The 15,233-nt window shown below is 70.4% G+C and carries 13 protein-coding genes; 9 read left to right on the top strand and 4 right to left on the bottom strand.

Going from position 1 to position 15,233, the window contains the following annotated elements:
* The 3 genes from CCN56_RS30770 to CCN56_RS30760 form a co-directional block, all read left to right on the top strand.
* Positions 1–594, top strand: a 594-nt coding sequence (locus CCN56_RS30770; RefSeq protein ID WP_086831208.1) for a GNAT family N-acetyltransferase, incomplete at its 5' end; no start/stop codon positions are given.
* A 59-nt stretch (positions 595–653) separates the two neighbouring features.
* On the top strand, positions 654–2,498 hold the full coding sequence (locus CCN56_RS30765) for an IucA/IucC family siderophore biosynthesis protein (RefSeq protein WP_256962261.1): 1,845 nt from the start codon (positions 654–656) through the stop codon (positions 2,496–2,498).
* Positions 2,499–2,535: 37 nt separating this feature from the next.
* The gene (locus tag CCN56_RS30760; RefSeq protein ID WP_086831207.1) at positions 2,536–4,509 is read left to right on the top strand and encodes an ATP-dependent DNA helicase; all 1,974 of its coding nucleotides are present in this window, start codon (positions 2,536–2,538) and stop codon (positions 4,507–4,509) included.
* Positions 4,510–4,584: 75 nt separating this feature from the next.
* Here the strand turns inward: CCN56_RS30760 and lexA are convergent, their stop codons facing one another.
* Entirely contained in the window at positions 4,585–5,373 is a 789-nt protein-coding gene (gene lexA, locus CCN56_RS30755) for a transcriptional repressor LexA (RefSeq protein ID WP_015036661.1), read from the bottom strand.
* 436 nt (positions 5,374–5,809) lie between these two features.
* Between lexA and nrdR the strand changes: the two genes are divergently transcribed.
* Both nrdR and CCN56_RS30745 read left to right on the top strand, forming a co-directional pair.
* Entirely contained in the window at positions 5,810–6,319 is a 510-nt protein-coding gene (gene nrdR, locus CCN56_RS30750; protein ID WP_030325324.1) for a transcriptional regulator NrdR, read from the top strand.
* Positions 6,320–6,493: 174 nt separating this feature from the next.
* Complete coding sequence (locus tag CCN56_RS30745; protein ID WP_086831206.1) at positions 6,494–9,385, top strand: vitamin B12-dependent ribonucleotide reductase; 2,892 nt, start codon at positions 6,494–6,496, stop codon at positions 9,383–9,385.
* Between the two features lie 112 nt (positions 9,386–9,497).
* Here the strand turns inward: CCN56_RS30745 and CCN56_RS30740 are convergent, their stop codons facing one another.
* Complete coding sequence (locus CCN56_RS30740) at positions 9,498–10,028, bottom strand: TerD family protein (RefSeq protein WP_086831205.1); 531 nt, start codon at positions 10,026–10,028, stop codon at positions 9,498–9,500.
* Here CCN56_RS30740 and CCN56_RS30735 point away from each other — a divergent pair.
* The 4 genes from CCN56_RS30735 (at position 10,027) to CCN56_RS30720 (ending at position 13,326) form a co-directional block, all read left to right on the top strand.
* Complete coding sequence (locus CCN56_RS30735) at positions 10,027–11,001, top strand: arylamine N-acetyltransferase (protein WP_086831204.1); 975 nt, start codon at positions 10,027–10,029, stop codon at positions 10,999–11,001. The two genes, CCN56_RS30740 and CCN56_RS30735, sit on opposite strands and share 2 nt — an antisense overlap.
* A gap of 42 nt (positions 11,002–11,043) precedes the next feature.
* Positions 11,044–11,649, top strand: a complete 606-nt coding sequence (locus CCN56_RS30730) for a YdbC family protein (RefSeq protein ID WP_086831203.1) — start codon at positions 11,044–11,046, stop codon at positions 11,647–11,649.
* 96 nt (positions 11,650–11,745) lie between these two features.
* Complete coding sequence (locus tag CCN56_RS30725) at positions 11,746–12,405, top strand: histidine phosphatase family protein (RefSeq protein ID WP_086831202.1); 660 nt, start codon at positions 11,746–11,748, stop codon at positions 12,403–12,405.
* Positions 12,406–12,417: 12 nt separating this feature from the next.
* Positions 12,418–13,326: an ADP-ribosylglycohydrolase family protein gene (locus CCN56_RS30720; protein WP_086831201.1), complete on the top strand. Its 909-nt coding sequence runs from the start codon at positions 12,418–12,420 to the stop codon at positions 13,324–13,326.
* Here CCN56_RS30720 and CCN56_RS46000 read toward each other — a convergent pair.
* Together CCN56_RS46000 and CCN56_RS30710 are read right to left on the bottom strand one after the other, a co-directional pair.
* Positions 13,244–13,498, bottom strand: coding sequence for a DUF4573 domain-containing protein (locus CCN56_RS46000; protein ID WP_086831200.1), 255 nt, complete (start codon positions 13,496–13,498; stop codon positions 13,244–13,246). The genes CCN56_RS30720 and CCN56_RS46000 overlap by 83 nt on opposite strands.
* An 18-nt stretch (positions 13,499–13,516) precedes the next feature.
* Positions 13,517–15,070, bottom strand: a complete 1,554-nt coding sequence (locus CCN56_RS30710; protein ID WP_086831199.1) for an MFS transporter — start codon at positions 15,068–15,070, stop codon at positions 13,517–13,519.
* Positions 15,071–15,233 lie beyond the last annotated feature (163 nt).

Genomic DNA, 15,233 nt, shown 5'->3' with positions numbered 1-15,233 from the left:
GACCTCGTCGCCCTCCTCGACGGCGATCTGCTGGACTCCGTCGCCGCCTGGGGGCCGACCGACACCCCCGTGGGCTCCTTCCGGCTCGTACCCGTGCGACTCGGACGGGACCTGCCGCTGCTCACCCGATGGATGAACGACCCCGCCGTCGCCGCCTTCTGGGAGCTCGCCGGACCCGACACCGTCACCGCCGAGCACGTCCGCGCCCAACTGGAGGGCGACGGCCGGAGCGTCCCCTGCCTCGGCGTCCTCGACGGCACACCCATGAGCTACTTCGAGATCTACCGCGCCGACCTCGACCCGCTCGCCCGGCACTATCCGGCGCTTCCCCACGACACGGGTGTCCACCTGCTGATCGGCGGCGTCACCGACCGGGGCCGCGGCGTCGGCACCACGCTCCTGCGCGCCGTCGCCGATCTGGTCCTCGACCACCGTCCCCGCTGCACCCGCGTCCTCGCCGAACCCGACATCCGTAACACCCCCTCCGTCTCCGCTTTCCTCAGCGGCGGCTTCCGCTTCGCGGCGGAAGTCGACCTCCCCGACAAAAGAGCCGCGCTCATGATCCGCGACCGGGCCCTTCGTCACGTTCTGTGAACACCCCTGCCTTGCCAACGCCGCTCCACCCACAGCGGTTCCCACCCCGAGGAGTCCTCGTGTCGACGTCCCCTGCACCTCACGACTCCGCACGACCCGCCCCAGCCGCCCCGGCTCCCACCACCGGACCCGACCCGGCACCCGAACTGCTCGCGCCCCCCGAGCTGAACGCCACCGCCTGGACCCGGGCGTCCTCCCGCCTCCTCGAAAAGGCCCTCTCCGAGTTCGCCTACGAGGAGATCGTCGAACCCGTCCCCCTGGACGACGGCGAGCCCGACCGTCATGCACTGCGGCTCGACGACGGCACCACGCTCACCTTCCGTGCCCGCCGCGGTGCCTACGGCAGCTGGCGCGTCACCGCTGGCTCCGTCACCCACGAGGGCCGCCCCCTCACCGACCCCTTCGACTTCCTGGTCCGCGCCCGCCGCCTCCTCCGGCTCGACGGCGCCACCCTCGGCCATCTGATCCGCGAGCTCTCCGCCACCCTGGCCGCCGACGCCCGCCTCGACCACACCGCCCTCACCGCCGCCCGCCTCGCCGAGCTCTCCTACGCGGAACTCGAAGGCCACCAGACCGGCCACCCCTGGCTGGTCCTCAACAAGGGCCGCGTCGGCTTCTCCGCCACCGACGCCGCCCGCTGGGCCCCCGAGGCCCGCCGCGTGACCCGACTGCCGTGGATCGCCGTCAGCAACCGCATCGCCGCCTACCGGGGCGTGACAGGCCTCGACACCCCCGACCGGCTCTACGCCCGGGAACTCGACCCCGAGGTGCACGCCGCCTTCCGCGCCGCGCTGACCGCCCGCGGCCACGAACCCGACGGCTACCTCCTGCTGCCCGTCCACCCCTGGCAGTGGGACGAGATCCTGCTGCCGCTCTACGCCCCGGCCATCGCCGCCGGGACCGTCGTCCCGCTCCCCGCCGACGGCGACCTCCGTCTGCCGCAGCAGTCCGTCCGCACCTTCCTCAACACCAGCCGCCCCGACCGGCACACCGTGAAGCTGCCGCTGTCGGTCCTCAACACCCTCGTCTGGCGCGGACTGCCCACCGAGCGGACCCTCGCCGCGCCCGCCGTGACCGCCTGGGTCCACGGTCTGCGCGAGGCCGACCCGTTCCTGCGGGACGAGTGCGGGGTGATCCTCCTCGGCGAGGTCGCCTCCGTCACGGTCGAGCACCCGCTGTACGACCGGCTGCCCGAAGTGCCCTACCAGTACAAGGAACTGCTCGGCGCGATCTGGCGAGAGCCCCTGAAACTGCCCCCCGGCGAGCGGGCCCGCACCCTCGCCTCCCTCCTCCACACCGACCCGGACGGCCGGGCGTTCGTCGCCGAGCTCGTCGAGCGCTCCGGGCTCGCCCCCGTCGTCTGGCTCCAGCACCTCTTCACCGCTCTGCTCCCCCCGCTGCTGCACTTCCTCTACCGGTACGGCACCGTCTTCTCGCCCCACGGCGAGAACGCCATCGTCGTGTACGACGGCGACGACGTCCCCGTGCGCCTGGCGATCAAGGACTTCGTCGACGATGTGAACATCTGTGCCCAGCCCCTTCCCGAACACGCCACCCTTCCGGATGACGTCCGGGCCGTCCTGTTGACGGAGGAGCCCGGATTCCTGATCCAGTTCATCCACTCGGGGCTCTTCGTCGGTGTCTTCCGCTACCTGGCGCCGCTCTGCGAGGAACAACTCGGCGTGCCCGAAGAGGACTTCTGGAGCCTCGTCCGCGCGGAGATCCTGCGGCACCAGGCGCGCTTCCCCGAGCTGAAGGAACGGTTCGAGCTCTTCGACCTCCTGACACCGCGCATCGAGCGGCTCTGTCTCAACCGCAACCGTCTGCACCTGGACGGCTACCGGGACCGGCCCGAGCGTCCGCACGCGGCCGTCCATGGAACCGTCCCCAATCCGCTCGCGTGACCCGGCTGTCAGTGCCGCCCCGTAGGGTGGGAGGGCTATGACGAAGCCATCCCTCCCCGACCTCCTCCACGCCGCCGTCTCCGCCGTCGGCGGCACGGAGCGGCCCGGCCAGGTCACCATGGCCGAGGCCGTGGCCGAGGCCATCGACGACAACTCCCACCTCCTCGTCCAGGCCGGCACCGGTACGGGCAAGTCGCTCGGCTACCTCGTGCCGGCCCTCGCCCAGGGCGAGCGGGTGGTGGTGGCCACGGCCACCCTGGCGCTCCAGCGCCAGCTCGTCGAGCGCGATCTTCCCCGGACGGTCGACGCGCTGCATCCGCAGCTGCGCCGCCGGCCGCAGTTCGCCATGCTCAAGGGCCGGTCGAACTACCTCTGTCTGCACCGGCTCCACGAAGGCGTCCCGCAGGACGAGGAGGACGGCCTCTTCGACCCCTTCGAGGCGGCCGCGCCCACCAGCAAGCTGGGCCAGGACCTGCTGCGGCTGCGGGACTGGTCGGACGAGACGGAGACCGGAGACCGGGACGACCTGACGCCGGGCGTCTCCGACAAGGCCTGGGCCCAGGTCTCGGTCTCCTCCCGGGAGTGCCTCGGCGCGAGCAAGTGCGCGTACGGGCCGGAGTGCTTCGCCGAGGCGGCCCGCGAGCGCGCCAAGCTCGCGGACGTCGTCGTCACCAACCACGCCCTCCTCGCCATCGACGCCATCGAGGGCGCGCCGGTGCTCCCGCAGCACGAGGTGCTGATCGTCGACGAGGCCCATGAGCTGGTCTCCCGGGTCACGGGTGTCGCCACCGGCGAGCTCACGCCGGGCCAGGTCAACCGTGCTGTGCGCCGGGCCGCGAAGCTCGTGGACGAGAAGACGGCCGACCAGCTGCAGACCGCCGCGGAGGGCTTCGAGCGGGTCATGGAGCTGGCGCTGCCGGGCCGCCTGGAGGAGATCCCGGAAGACCTCGCGTACGCGTTGATGGCGCTGCGGGACGCGGCCCGCGCCGTGATCACGGCCCTGGGCAACACCCGGGACCGGGCCGTGCAGGACGAGGACGCGGTGCGCAAGCAGGCCATGGCCTCCGTGGAGACCGTGCACGGAGTGGCGGAGCGGATCACCCACGGTTCCGAGTACGACGTCGTCTGGTACGAGCGCCACGACCGGTTCGGGGCCTCGCTGCGGGTCGCGCCGCTGACCGTCTCGGGCCTGCTGCGGGAGAAGCTCTTCACGGAGCGGTCCGTGGTGCTCGCCTCGGCCACGCTCAAACTCGGCGGCGACTTCAACGGGGTCGGGGCCTCCCTCGGACTGGCCCCCGAGGGCACCACGGGCGACGACCTGCCCGTCTGGAAGGGCATCGACGTCGGCTCCCCGTTCGACTATCCGAAGCAGGGCATCCTGTACGTCGCCAAGCACCTCTCGCGCCCCGCGCGCGACGGGGAGCGGGGCGACATGCTCGACGAGCTCACCGAACTCATGCAGGCGGCCGGCGGGCGGACCCTCGGTCTCTTCTCCTCCATGCGTGCCGCGCAGCAGGCGGCGGAGGAGCTGCGGACCCGGATCCCGGAGCTGCCGATCCTGCTCCAGGGCGAGGACACGCTGGGCGAGCTGATCAAGAACTTCGCGGCCGACCCGAAGACGTGTCTCTTCGGCACGCTCTCGCTCTGGCAGGGCGTGGACGTCCCGGGGCCCAGCTGTCAGCTGGTCGTCATGGACAAGATCCCGTTCCCGCGCCCGGACGACCCGCTGATGAGTGCCCGGCAGAAGGCCGTCGAGGAGGCCGGAGGGAACGGCTTCATGGCCGTCGCGGCGACCCACGCGGCCCTGCTGATGGCCCAGGGCGCCGGCCGACTGGTGCGCGCCACCGGCGACCGGGGCGTCGTGGCGGTCCTCGATCCCCGGCTGGCCACTGCCCGCTACGGCAGCTATCTGAAGGCCTCGCTGCCCGATTTCTGGTACACCACGGACCGCAACCAGGTGCGGAAGTCGCTCGCGGCCATCGACGCCGCCTCGAAGACGGCCGACGCCTAGGGGGTGTCAGGACACGGCAGGGCCCCGGGACCGGCGCAGTGGGTCCCGGGGCCCGGTCAGAGCCGGCGGGGAGCGTCACACCCGCCGCAGCACCGCCACGACCTTGCCGAGGATGGTGGCCTCGTCGCCGGGGATGGGCTGGTACGCCGCGTTGTGCGGGAGCAGCCAGACGTGGCCGTCCTCGCGCTTGAAGCGCTTGACGGTGGCCTCGCCGTCGAGCATCGCGGCGACGATGTCGCCGTTCTCCGCGACGGGCTGGCGGCGGACGGTAACCCAGTCGCCGTCACAGATGGCGGCCTCGATCATCGAGTCGCCGACGACCTTCAGGACGAACAGCTCGCCGTCGCCGACCAGCTGGCGGGGGAGGGGGAAGACGTCCTCGACGGACTCCTCGGCCAGGATCGGGCCACCGGCCGCGATCCGGCCGACCAGCGGGACGTACGACGCGGCCGGCTTGCCGGTGGTGTCCGTCGGCTGGGTGCTCGGCTGGTCAGAGCCGCGGACCTCGTAGGCGCGGGGCCGGTGCGGGTCGCGGCGGAGGAAGCCCTTGCGCTCGAGCGCCATGAGCTGGTGCGCCACCGATGAGGTGCTGGAGAGGCCGACCGCCTGTCCGATCTCCCGCATCGACGGCGGGTAACCGCGCCGCTGGACCGAGTCTCGGATGACTTCGATGACCCTGCGCTGCCGGTCCGTGAGACCGGAGCTGTCGGCGCGGATGCCTGGAGGTCGCCCGGGGAGGGCGCGGGCGGGTCGCCCGGGCTCCTCGCCGTTCATGCTTGCGTCATTCATGGCGTGCACCGGCTCGAGTCGGCCCTGGGAGCGGTCCTGGGCGGTGATGGTGGCACTGTCTGCGGTGGTGGTCACGTCGTCGGCCCCTCTCGAATGGTCTCCCTGGCTGGCACAACGGTAGTGGCTTTCGAAAGGTTGCGCCAAACACACGTTCGAGTGAAAATTCGCAGATTGCCTTACGCGTGTATGTGCGGGGGTGTATGAGCCCGCTTGCTCCGCCGTCCCGAATCGGTCGTTACGGTAGCCTTCGCCGCTGGGTCGCGAGCAACCGGTGCACCTCCCAGTGTGGCACCCGAAGGTGAGGATCCGCGGGAGTGTCCGCGCCGCGACACGCGGAGCAGTCGAAACCGCCCCAACCCAAGATCTAGTGGTTGGATGGCATCGACCACCCAGGGGTAGTGGTCCTCGGTCCGCCGGGGGTGCCCGTATCGCCTATGCTGGTGGTCGCTTCGCAGGGCCTTGACGGGCCGGGCGAGGCTCGTCAGTCGTGCCGTGAGGAGGGTCGGAACCTATGCACTGCCCCTTCTGCAGGCACCCCGACAGCCGTGTCGTCGACAGTCGCACCACCGACGACGGGACGTCGATCCGACGCCGCCGCCAGTGCCCCGACTGCTCCCGTCGTTTCACGACGGTGGAGACGTGCTCGCTCATGGTGGTGAAGCGCTCCGGCGTCACCGAGCCCTTCAGCCGTACCAAGGTCATCTCCGGCGTGCGCAAGGCGTGCCAGGGGCGACCGGTCACCGAGGACGCCCTCGCCAAGCTCGGCCAGCGGGTCGAGGAGGCGGTGCGCGCCACCGGAAGCGCCGAGCTGACCACCCATGACGTGGGCCTGGCCATCCTCGGCCCCTTGCAGGAGCTCGACCTCGTCGCCTACCTGCGCTTCGCGTCCGTGTACAAGGCTTTCGACAGCCTCGAAGACTTCGAGGCCGCCATCGCGGAGCTCCGCGTGCGGCCTCCCGCTGAGAACCGCGGGACCGGCGCGACCCCTGAGGTCCCCGTTCCCGCCACCGCCGCCGACTGATCGGCGGACCGGGCCGCTCGACGGCCCGGCGACCGGCCGCCGTGCGGCCCGGCAGACGTGCCCCGGGCGACCCTCTGTGGTCCCTGTGGCAGCAGTACAGAACGACGTACAGAAGACGGTGCCCTGGGACTATCTGGGTGCCAAAGTGTGTTTTGCCCGTATATGGGAGGCGGCATGACAGAGACGGCGAGCGGCCCGGCACGTGGTTCCCGCACCAAGGGAGCCAAGTCGGCGAGCAAGGGCCTGCGTATCGAGCGCATCCACACCACCCCCGGCGTGCATCCGTACGACGAGGTGGCCTGGGAGCGCCGTGACGTCGTCATGACCAACTGGCGCGACGGCTCGATCAACTTCGAGCAGCGTGGCGTCGAGTTCCCCGACTTCTGGTCGGTGAACGCGGTCAACATCGTCACCAGCAAGTACTTCCGCGGTGCGGTCGGCACCCCGCAGCGCGAGACCGGTCTCAAGCAGCTCATCGACCGGATCGTGAAGACGTACACGAAGGCCGGCGAGGACTACGGCTACTTCGCCTCGCCCGCCGACGCCGAGATCTTCGAGCACGAGCTGGCCTACGCCCTCCTGCACCAGATCTTCAGCTTCAACTCGCCGGTCTGGTTCAACGTCGGCACGCCCCAGCCGCAGCAGGTCTCCGCCTGCTTCATCCTGTCCGTCGACGACTCCATGGAGTCCATCCTCGACTGGTACAAGGAAGAGGGCATGATCTTCAAGGGCGGCTCCGGCGCCGGCCTGAACCTCTCCCGTATCCGCTCCTCCAAGGAGCTGCTCTCCTCCGGCGGCAACGCCTCCGGCCCGGTCTCCTTCATGCGCGGCGCCGACGCCTCCGCGGGAACGATCAAGTCGGGCGGCGCCACCCGCCGCGCGGCCAAGATGGTCATCCTCGACGTCGACCACCCCGACATCGAGGACTTCATCGAGACCAAGGTCAAGGAGGAGGAGAAGATCCGCGCCCTCCGCGACGCGGGCTTCGACATGGACCTGGGCGGCGACGACATCACGTCCGTCCAGTACCAGAACGCCAACAACTCCGTCCGCGTGAACGACACGTTCATGAAGGCCGTCGAGTCCGGCGGGAAGTTCGGCCTCACCTCGCGCATGACCGGCGAGGTCATCGAGGAGGTCGACGCCAAGGCGCTCTTCCGCAAGATGGCCGAGGCCGCGTGGGCCTGTGCCGACCCGGGCATCCAGTACGACGACACGATCAACCACTGGCACACCTGCCCCGAGTCCGGCCGCATCAACGGCTCGAACCCGTGCAGCGAGTACATGCACCTGGACAACACGTCCTGCAACCTCGCCTCGCTGAACCTGATGAAGTTCCTCAAGGACGACGGCAAGGGCAACCAGTCCTTCGACGTCGAGCGCTTCGCCAAGGTCGTCGAGCTCGTCATCACCGCGATGGACATCTCCATCTGCTTCGCCGACTTCCCCACCCAGAAGATCGGCGAGAACACCCGCGCCTACCGCCAGCTCGGCATCGGTTACGCCAACCTCGGCGCCCTGCTGATGGCGACCGGCCACGCGTACGACTCCGACGGCGGCCGCGCCCTCGCCGGCGCCATCACCTCCCTGATGACCGGCACCTCGTACAAGCGCTCCGCCGAGCTCGCCGCGGTCGTCGGCCCGTACGACGGTTACGCCCTCAACGCCGAGCCGCACCAGCGCGTCATGCGGCAGCACGCCGACGAGAACACCAAGGCCGTCCGCATGGACGACCTGGACTCGCCGATCTGGGCCGCCGCCACGGAGGCCTGGCAGGACGTGATCCGCCTCGGCGCCAAGAACGGCTTCCGCAACGCCCAGGCCTCGGTCATCGCCCCCACCGGCACCATCGGTCTCGCGATGTCCTGCGACACCACCGGCCTCGAGCCCGACCTCGCCCTGGTCAAGTTCAAGAAGCTCGTCGGCGGCGGCTCGATGCAGATCGTCAACGGCACCGTCCCGCAGGCCCTGCGCCGCCTGGGCTACCAGGAGGAGCAGATCGAGGCGATCGTCGCCCACATCGCCGAGCACGGCAATGTGATCGACGCCCCCGGCCTGAAGACCGAGCACTACGAGGTCTTCGACTGCGCCATGGGCGAGCGCTCCATCTCCGCGATGGGCCACGTCCGCATGATGGCCGCCATCCAGCCGTGGATCTCGGGCGCACTCTCCAAGACCGTGAACCTGCCGGAGACGGCCACGGTCGAGGACGTCGAGGAGGTCTACTTCGAGGCCTGGAAGATGGGCGTCAAGGCGCTCGCGATCTACCGCGACAACTGCAAGGTCGGCCAGCCGCTCTCCGCCAAGAAGAAGGAGGAGGAGAAGGCCGAGGTCACCGCGAAGTCCGAGGCGACGATCCGCGAGGCCGTCGAGAAGGTCGTCGAGTACCGTCCGGTCCGCAAGCGCCTGCCCAAGGGCCGTCCGGGGATCACCACCTCCTTCACCGTCGGCGGCGCCGAGGGCTACATGACCGCCAACTCCTACCCGGACGACGGTCTCGGCGAGGTCTTCCTGAAGATGTCCAAGCAGGGCTCCACCCTCGCCGGCATGATGGACGCCTTCTCCATCGCCGTCTCCGTCGGCCTGCAGTACGGCGTCCCGCTGGAGACCTACGTCTCGAAGTTCACCAACATGCGCTTCGAGCCGGCCGGCATGACGGACGACCCGGACGTGCGGATGGCGCAGTCGATCGTCGACTACATCTTCCGCCGACTGGCGCTGGACTTCCTGCCCTTCGAGACCCGCTCCGCCCTCGGCATCCACTCGGCCGAGGAGCGTCAGCGCCACCTGGAGACGGGTTCGTACGAGCCCGCCGAGGACGAGGTCGACGTCGAGGGTCTGGCCCAGTCCGCCCCCGTCAGCCACGAGCTGAAGGCCGTGGCCGCCCCCGTGGCGAAGGTCGAGGTCCCGGCCCCGAAGCAGGCCCACACCTCCGCGGAACTCGTCGAGATGCAGCTCGGCATCAGCGCCGACGCCCCGCTCTGCTTCTCCTGCGGCACGAAGATGCAGCGGGCCGGCTCCTGCTACATCTGCGAGGGCTGCGGCTCGACCAGCGGCTGCAGCTGACGCCGGCCGGTGCGCTGAGCGGCGGAAGCCGCTGAGCGCACCGGATCGTCCGTCCGATCGCCCGTGAAGGGGCGCCGACCACCGGTCGGCGCCCCTTTTCGCCTGCGCCGGGTCAGGCCGGCGCGGAGCCCAGGAGCGTGCCGAAGGTCTGCGGGTCGGCGTCGAAGCCGCGGCTGATCGAGCGGTACGACCAGCCGTCCGCTCCGTCGCGGGTGAACTCCACGACCGTCGCCGAACGGGCCCCGGGGACGTCCGCGAAGTCGTGGGTCAGCAGGTCGGTGTAGCCCTCGCGGACCCGTATGCCCGTGTTTTCTATGTCGCCGAAGGTCAGCCGCCCACCGCCCTGCTGTATGGCCACGCCCACCACCACCCGCGCGTACCGCGGGTCCAGCCGGTCCAGCTCCAGCGTCATGGCCTCGTCGTAGCCGAATCCCTGGCCCGTGCGACTGTCGCGGTGGAGCGTGATCGTGCCGTCCGGGGAGCGGCTGCCGAAGTGCACCAGATGGGCCGGCGCGCCGTACGGGTCGCCCGTGGGGAAGACCCCGGCGACCAGATCCAGGTCGTGGGCGGGCATGCCGGTCGGCGCGGGGTCCCACTTGAGCGTGACCTCGACGCGTCCCACCCCTTTGTTGAGTCCGCTCATGGTGCTTCCCCTCTCCGCGCGCGCCCCCGCGCACGCCTCGCCTCGTATCGTCGCCCCGTTCAAAAGCCCGTGGTCCTGGGCCGATTGCTCATGGTGTCATGTGCCTACGACAGAGGACCCGGCGCTTGAGGGGGAGAGCGGTTTGTGGAGCGGTGACGAGCTGGATCTCGACGCATATCTGGCCAGAATCGGATACGACATCGGGAGCGGCGGAGAACTCGCCCCTGATCTGCGGACCTTGACGGCCCTTCATCGGGCGCACGCCTCGACCATTCCCTTCGAGAATCTCGACGTCGCTCTGGGAAGGCCGATACCCCTGGACCTGAAGAGCCTTCAGGCCAAGCTCGTCGAGCGGCGCCGGGGAGGCTACTGCTACGAGCAGAACTCCCTCTTGGCGGCGGCCCTCGAACAGATCGGTTTCCAGGTGGCGGGCCGCGGTGCGCGCAACCGCTCGCGGGGTGCGGCGCTGCCGCCGGTCACCCACGCGCTCCTCGCGGTGACGGTCGAGGGCGAACAGTGGCTCGCCGACGTCGGGTTCGGCTGGCAGGGGCCGCTGGAGCCCGTGCCGCTGCGGGACGGCGTGCGTGTGGAGCAGGACGGCTGGACGTTCGGCATCGGCGTCGAGGACGACGGCACCCACGTGCTGCGCTCATTGCGGGCGACGGGCTGGATGGACGTGTACGCGTTCTCGCCGCAGGCGTACCAGCCCGGTGACTTCACCGTCCTGAACCACTACAGCTCAAGCCATCCGCAGTCACGTTTCCTCGGCCAGATCGTGGCCCAGAGGCCGGGCACGGACGTGCGGAGATCACTGCTGCGCGAGACGCTCTCGCTCGTGCGCACGGACGGATCCGTCGAGGAACGGATCTTGACGGCCGACGAGTTGGCCGCGACGCTGGCAGCCGAGTTCGGGATCGAACTGGACGCCGAGGAGCGCGCGGGACTGGAACGCGTGCACGCGGCGGGAGTCTGACGGGGTCTGCCGGGGCGCTCTCCGGGCCCGTACGATGGCGCGGTGCTGGTCAAGTGGATTCGCTGCACCGTCGTGGACCGTCGAGGGTTCGAGCGGGGACAGCGGAAATGGGCGGGGCTGCTCGGTGAGCCGGGATTCCGGGGACAGGGCGGCGGGTGGAGCCGGGGTCGCCCGGACGTCGCCCATATCTTCGCGTTCTGGGAGAGCAGGGCTTTCTACGACTCGTTCATGGCGCGGTCGCACGATCGTCTGGCGGCCGCGCAGGTGGGCACGTTCAAGGACATCCAGGTCAAGCTCTTCGACCACCGCTTCGACGTGAAGACCGGCTTCGAGCCGCGCTTCGCCGACGCCGACGTGGCGCGGGTGGCGCACTGCCGGGTCCACGAGGACCGTGCCGAGCACTTCGCGCTCATGCAGGAGAAGGTGTGGAACCCGGCGATGGCCGGGTCGCCCGGCATGCTGCGGGGCCTGTTCGGCGAGGCGCCCGGCAGCGAGTTCCTGGTGCTCTCGATGTGGCAGTCCGCCGCCGAGCACGGAAAGTACCGGGTCGAGCGCGTGGAGCGGCTCGGGCTGCGGGCCCGTACCGCGGCCGATGTGGCGGCCCTGAACGGGGACGTGGTGCAGCTCGAACCGACCTGGACGGTCTGAGCCCGTCGGCGTCCCCGGGGCGGGCGCCTACCCCGGATGGACTCCGGGCACCGCCTCGGCTGCGCCTGCCGGAGAGGGGCGATCTAGGGTCGGGGTATGGCAAGACCGCGGCGCATCGTTCTCGTACGGCACGGAGAGTCCGAGGGCAATGTCGATGACACGGTGTACGAACGGGAGCCCGACCACGCCCTGAGGCTGACCGAGACCGGGTGGCGGCAGGCGGAGGAGACGGGGGAGCGGCTGCGGGAGCTCTTCGGGGAGGAGCCGGTCAGCGTCTACGTCTCGCCGTACCGCCGCACTCACGAGACCCTCCGGGCCTTCCGGCTTCCCGCGGGGCAGGTCCGGGTGCGGGAGGAGCCGAGGCTGCGGGAGCAGGACTGGGGCAACTGGCAGGAACGGGAGGACGTACGCCTGCAGAAGGCCTACCGGGACGCGTACGGGCACTTCTTCTACCGCTTCGCGCAGGGCGAGTCCGGTGCCGACGTCTACGACCGCGTCGGCGCCTTCCTGGAGAGCCTGTACCGCAGCTTCGAGGCGCCCGACCACCCGCCCAACGTCCTCCTCGTCACCCATGGGCTGACCATGCGGCTGTTCTGCATGCGCTGGTTCCACTGGACGGTCGCCGACTTCGAATCGCTGTCGAACCCCGGCAACGCCGAGACCCGCACGCTCCTCCTCGGCGAGGACGGCAGATACCGCCTGGACAGGCCGTTCGAACGCTGGCGTACCCCGGAACCGTACGGCCCCACCGGATAGAGTGGCAGACCGATGACCGCTGACTCCTCACCCGACCGGCGCTTCGACCGCGCCCTGGCCAGCCTGCGCGGGCTGTCCGTGGGAGACGCCCTGGGCTCCCAGTTCTTCGTACCCGCCCACTACCCCCTGCTGAAGCGGCGCGAGCTGCCCGCCGGCCCCTGGCAGTGGACCGACGACACCGAGATGGCCTGCTCCGTCCTGGCCGTCCTCGTCCAGCACGCCCGGATCGACCAGGACGCCCTGGCCCTGTCCTTCGCACACCACCACGACTTCGACCGGGGCTACGGCCCGGCGGTCAACCGAATGCTCCGGCTCATCCGGGAGGGCGGCGACTGGCGGGAACTGGCCGCCGCGCTCTTCAACGGGCAGGGGTCCTGGGGCAACGGCGCCGCGATGCGGATCGCGCCGCTGGGAGCCTGGTACGCCGACGACCCCGAGCAGGCGACCCACCAGGCCGAGATCTCGGCGTACACCACCCACCAGCACCGGGAGGCCGTGGTGGGCGCCATGGCCGTCGCCGCCGCGGCCGCGATCGCCGCCGACCCCGCCGGACCGCCCACGCCCGAGGCGCTGCTCGACGGGGTCATCGCCCTCGTACCGCGCAGCGCGGTCGGTGCGGGCCTGCGCAGGGCCCGCGACATGCTCGACTACGGCGACGCGAGCACGGTCGCCGCGGTGCTGGGCAGCGGACGGCGGACGAGCGCCCACGACACGGTTCCCTTCGCGCTCTGGTCGGCCGCGCGCGGGCTCGGCGACTTCGAGCGGGTGTTCTGGACGACAGCGCAGGTCGGCGGCGACGTCGACACGACCTGCGCCATCGCCGGAGGCGTGGTCGCCTCTACGGCGGCCGGTGCGCCGCCGGCGGACTGGCTGCGGCAGACCGAGGAGCTTCCGGGGTGGGTCCCGGACGGGGCGGTCTGAAACGGCTCGATGTCCTGCACGGCTGGAACGGCGTGATGTCCTGCACGGCTTGGAACGGCGTGATGTCCCGCACGGCTTGGAACGGCGTGATGTCCCGCACGGCTTGGAGCGGCATGGTGTCCCGCACGGCCTGAAACGGCCCGATGTCCCCTGGACCCCCGACGGGGCCCAGGGGGGCATCGGCGGGTGATCAGGCCACCGGCCCCGCAGCCTCGGCGCGGCCGCTCAGCGCCTCCAGGTCGCTCTTGCGGACCCGGATCACCAGGACGGCCGTGACCAGCGCGATCAGCACCATGCCGACGGCGGCCGTGAAGGCCGAGGAGATGCCCGAGGTCAGCACCTCGTGGCCCCAGGGCGCGGGCAGCTCGTGCGCCTTCAGCGCCTCGGCCTGTTCCTTGGGCGTCGAGTGCGCGAGGAAGTCCGGCAGCTGCTTCTCGCTCTCCTCGCGGCTGGCCGTGCCGAAGACGGTGACCAGGATGGAGAGGCCGAGCGAGCCGCCGACCTGCTGCGTGGCGTTGAGCAGACCCGAGGCGGCGCCCGCCTCGTGCTGGGCGACTCCGGAGACGGCCGTGAGCGTGAGCGTCACGAAGTTGAGGCCCATGCCGGATCCGAACACGACCATCGGGCCGAGTACCCCGCCGACGTAGCTGCTGTCCGACGAGATGAACGTCAGCCAGAAGAGGCCGATGCCGGTGAGCGTCGCTCCGGTCACCATGAACGGCTTGGGGCCGAGGACCGGCAGCAGCCGCTGGGCGAGCCCCGCGCCGACGCCGATCGCGACGGTCACCGGAAGGAAGGCGAATCCGGCCTGGACCGGGCTGTAGTCCAGGACGTTCTGCACCCACAGCACGATGAAGAAGAACATGCCGAACATGGCGGCCGACAGGCTCAGCATGATGACGTACGTGCCCGAGCGGTTGCGGTCCGCGAACATGCGCAGCGGCGTGATCGGTTCCCCGGCCCGGGACTCCACCACGGCGAAGGCCACGAGGAGGACCACTGCCGCGACGAAGGAGCCGATGGTCAGGCCGTCCTTCCACCCCTTCTCGGACGCCCGGATGAACCCGTAGACCAGCGCCGCCATGCCCAGCGTCGACGTCGCGGCGCCCGCGATGTCGAACCGGCCCGGGTGGCGCTCGGACTCGGCGATGTAGCGCGGGGTGAGGAAGGCGATCAGCAGGCCGATCGGCACGTTGACGAAGAAGACCCAGCGCCAGTCGAGCCACTCCGTGAGCGCTCCGCCGGCGAGCAGGCCTATCGCGCCGCCACCGGCGGAGACCGCGGCGAACACGCCGAACGCCCGGTTGCGCTCCGGTCCTTCGGGAAACGTCGTGGTGATCAGCGCGAGCGAGGTGGGCGAGGCGATCGCGCCGCCCACGCCCTGCAGGGCCCGCGCGGCGAGCAGTTGCCAGGGCTCCTGGGCGAAACCGCCGAGCAGCGAGGCGAACGTGAAGAGCAGGATGCCGGCCATGAACACCCGGCGGCGGCCCAGGATGTCGCCGGCACGTCCGCCGAGGAGCAGGAGGCCGCCGAAGGTGAGCGTGTAGGCGCTGAGCACCCACGACAGGTCGGTCGTCGAGAAGGAGAGCGCGTCCTGGATGTGCGGCAGGGCGATGTTCACGATGGTGGCGTCGAGGACGACCATCAACTGACAGGCGGCGATGACGGTCAGGGCGATGCCCGGTCGCCCTCCGGCGCGAGTCGGCTCGTTCTTGGTCTGTGTGTCCACCGGAGAAGTTGTCACTATGGATCCCCCACGGAAGAATTAGTGAACGACCCCGTTCACTCTTCGCCACGGTAGTGAGTCCCCCTCAGTGAACGCAACCGTTCACTGAGTACTGCCGACGAATCGAATCGCGTCAACGGAGAGATCCTGATGGTTACTTCGCGCTCCACGGCCGCCGCCC

Source organism: Streptomyces sp. NRRL B-24572 (assembly GCF_002156145.1).
GTDB lineage: Bacteria > Actinomycetota > Actinomycetes > Streptomycetales > Streptomycetaceae > Streptomyces > Streptomyces vietnamensis.
Note: the sequence above shows the minus strand (reverse complement) of the source record. Positions and strands in the feature narration are given on the sequence as shown.

Excerpts from the sequence above, each read along its gene's own strand:
- CCN56_RS30735 (WP_086831204.1), top strand. The coding sequence starts at position 10,027 with ATGGTGCTTCCCCTCTCCGCGCGCGCCCCCGCGCACGCCTCGCCTCGT.
- nrdR (WP_030325324.1), top strand. The coding sequence starts at position 5,810 with ATGCACTGCCCCTTCTGCAGGCACCCCGACAGCCGTGTCGTCGACAGT.
- CCN56_RS30740 (WP_086831205.1), bottom strand. The coding sequence starts at position 10,028 with ATGAGCGGACTCAACAAAGGGGTGGGACGCGTCGAGGTCACGCTCAAG.
- CCN56_RS30720 (WP_086831201.1), top strand. The coding sequence starts at position 12,418 with ATGACCGCTGACTCCTCACCCGACCGGCGCTTCGACCGCGCCCTGGCC.
- CCN56_RS30760 (WP_086831207.1), top strand. The coding sequence starts at position 2,536 with ATGACGAAGCCATCCCTCCCCGACCTCCTCCACGCCGCCGTCTCCGCC.
- CCN56_RS30725 (WP_086831202.1), top strand. The coding sequence starts at position 11,746 with ATGGCAAGACCGCGGCGCATCGTTCTCGTACGGCACGGAGAGTCCGAG.
- CCN56_RS30745 (WP_086831206.1), top strand. The coding sequence starts at position 6,494 with ATGACAGAGACGGCGAGCGGCCCGGCACGTGGTTCCCGCACCAAGGGA.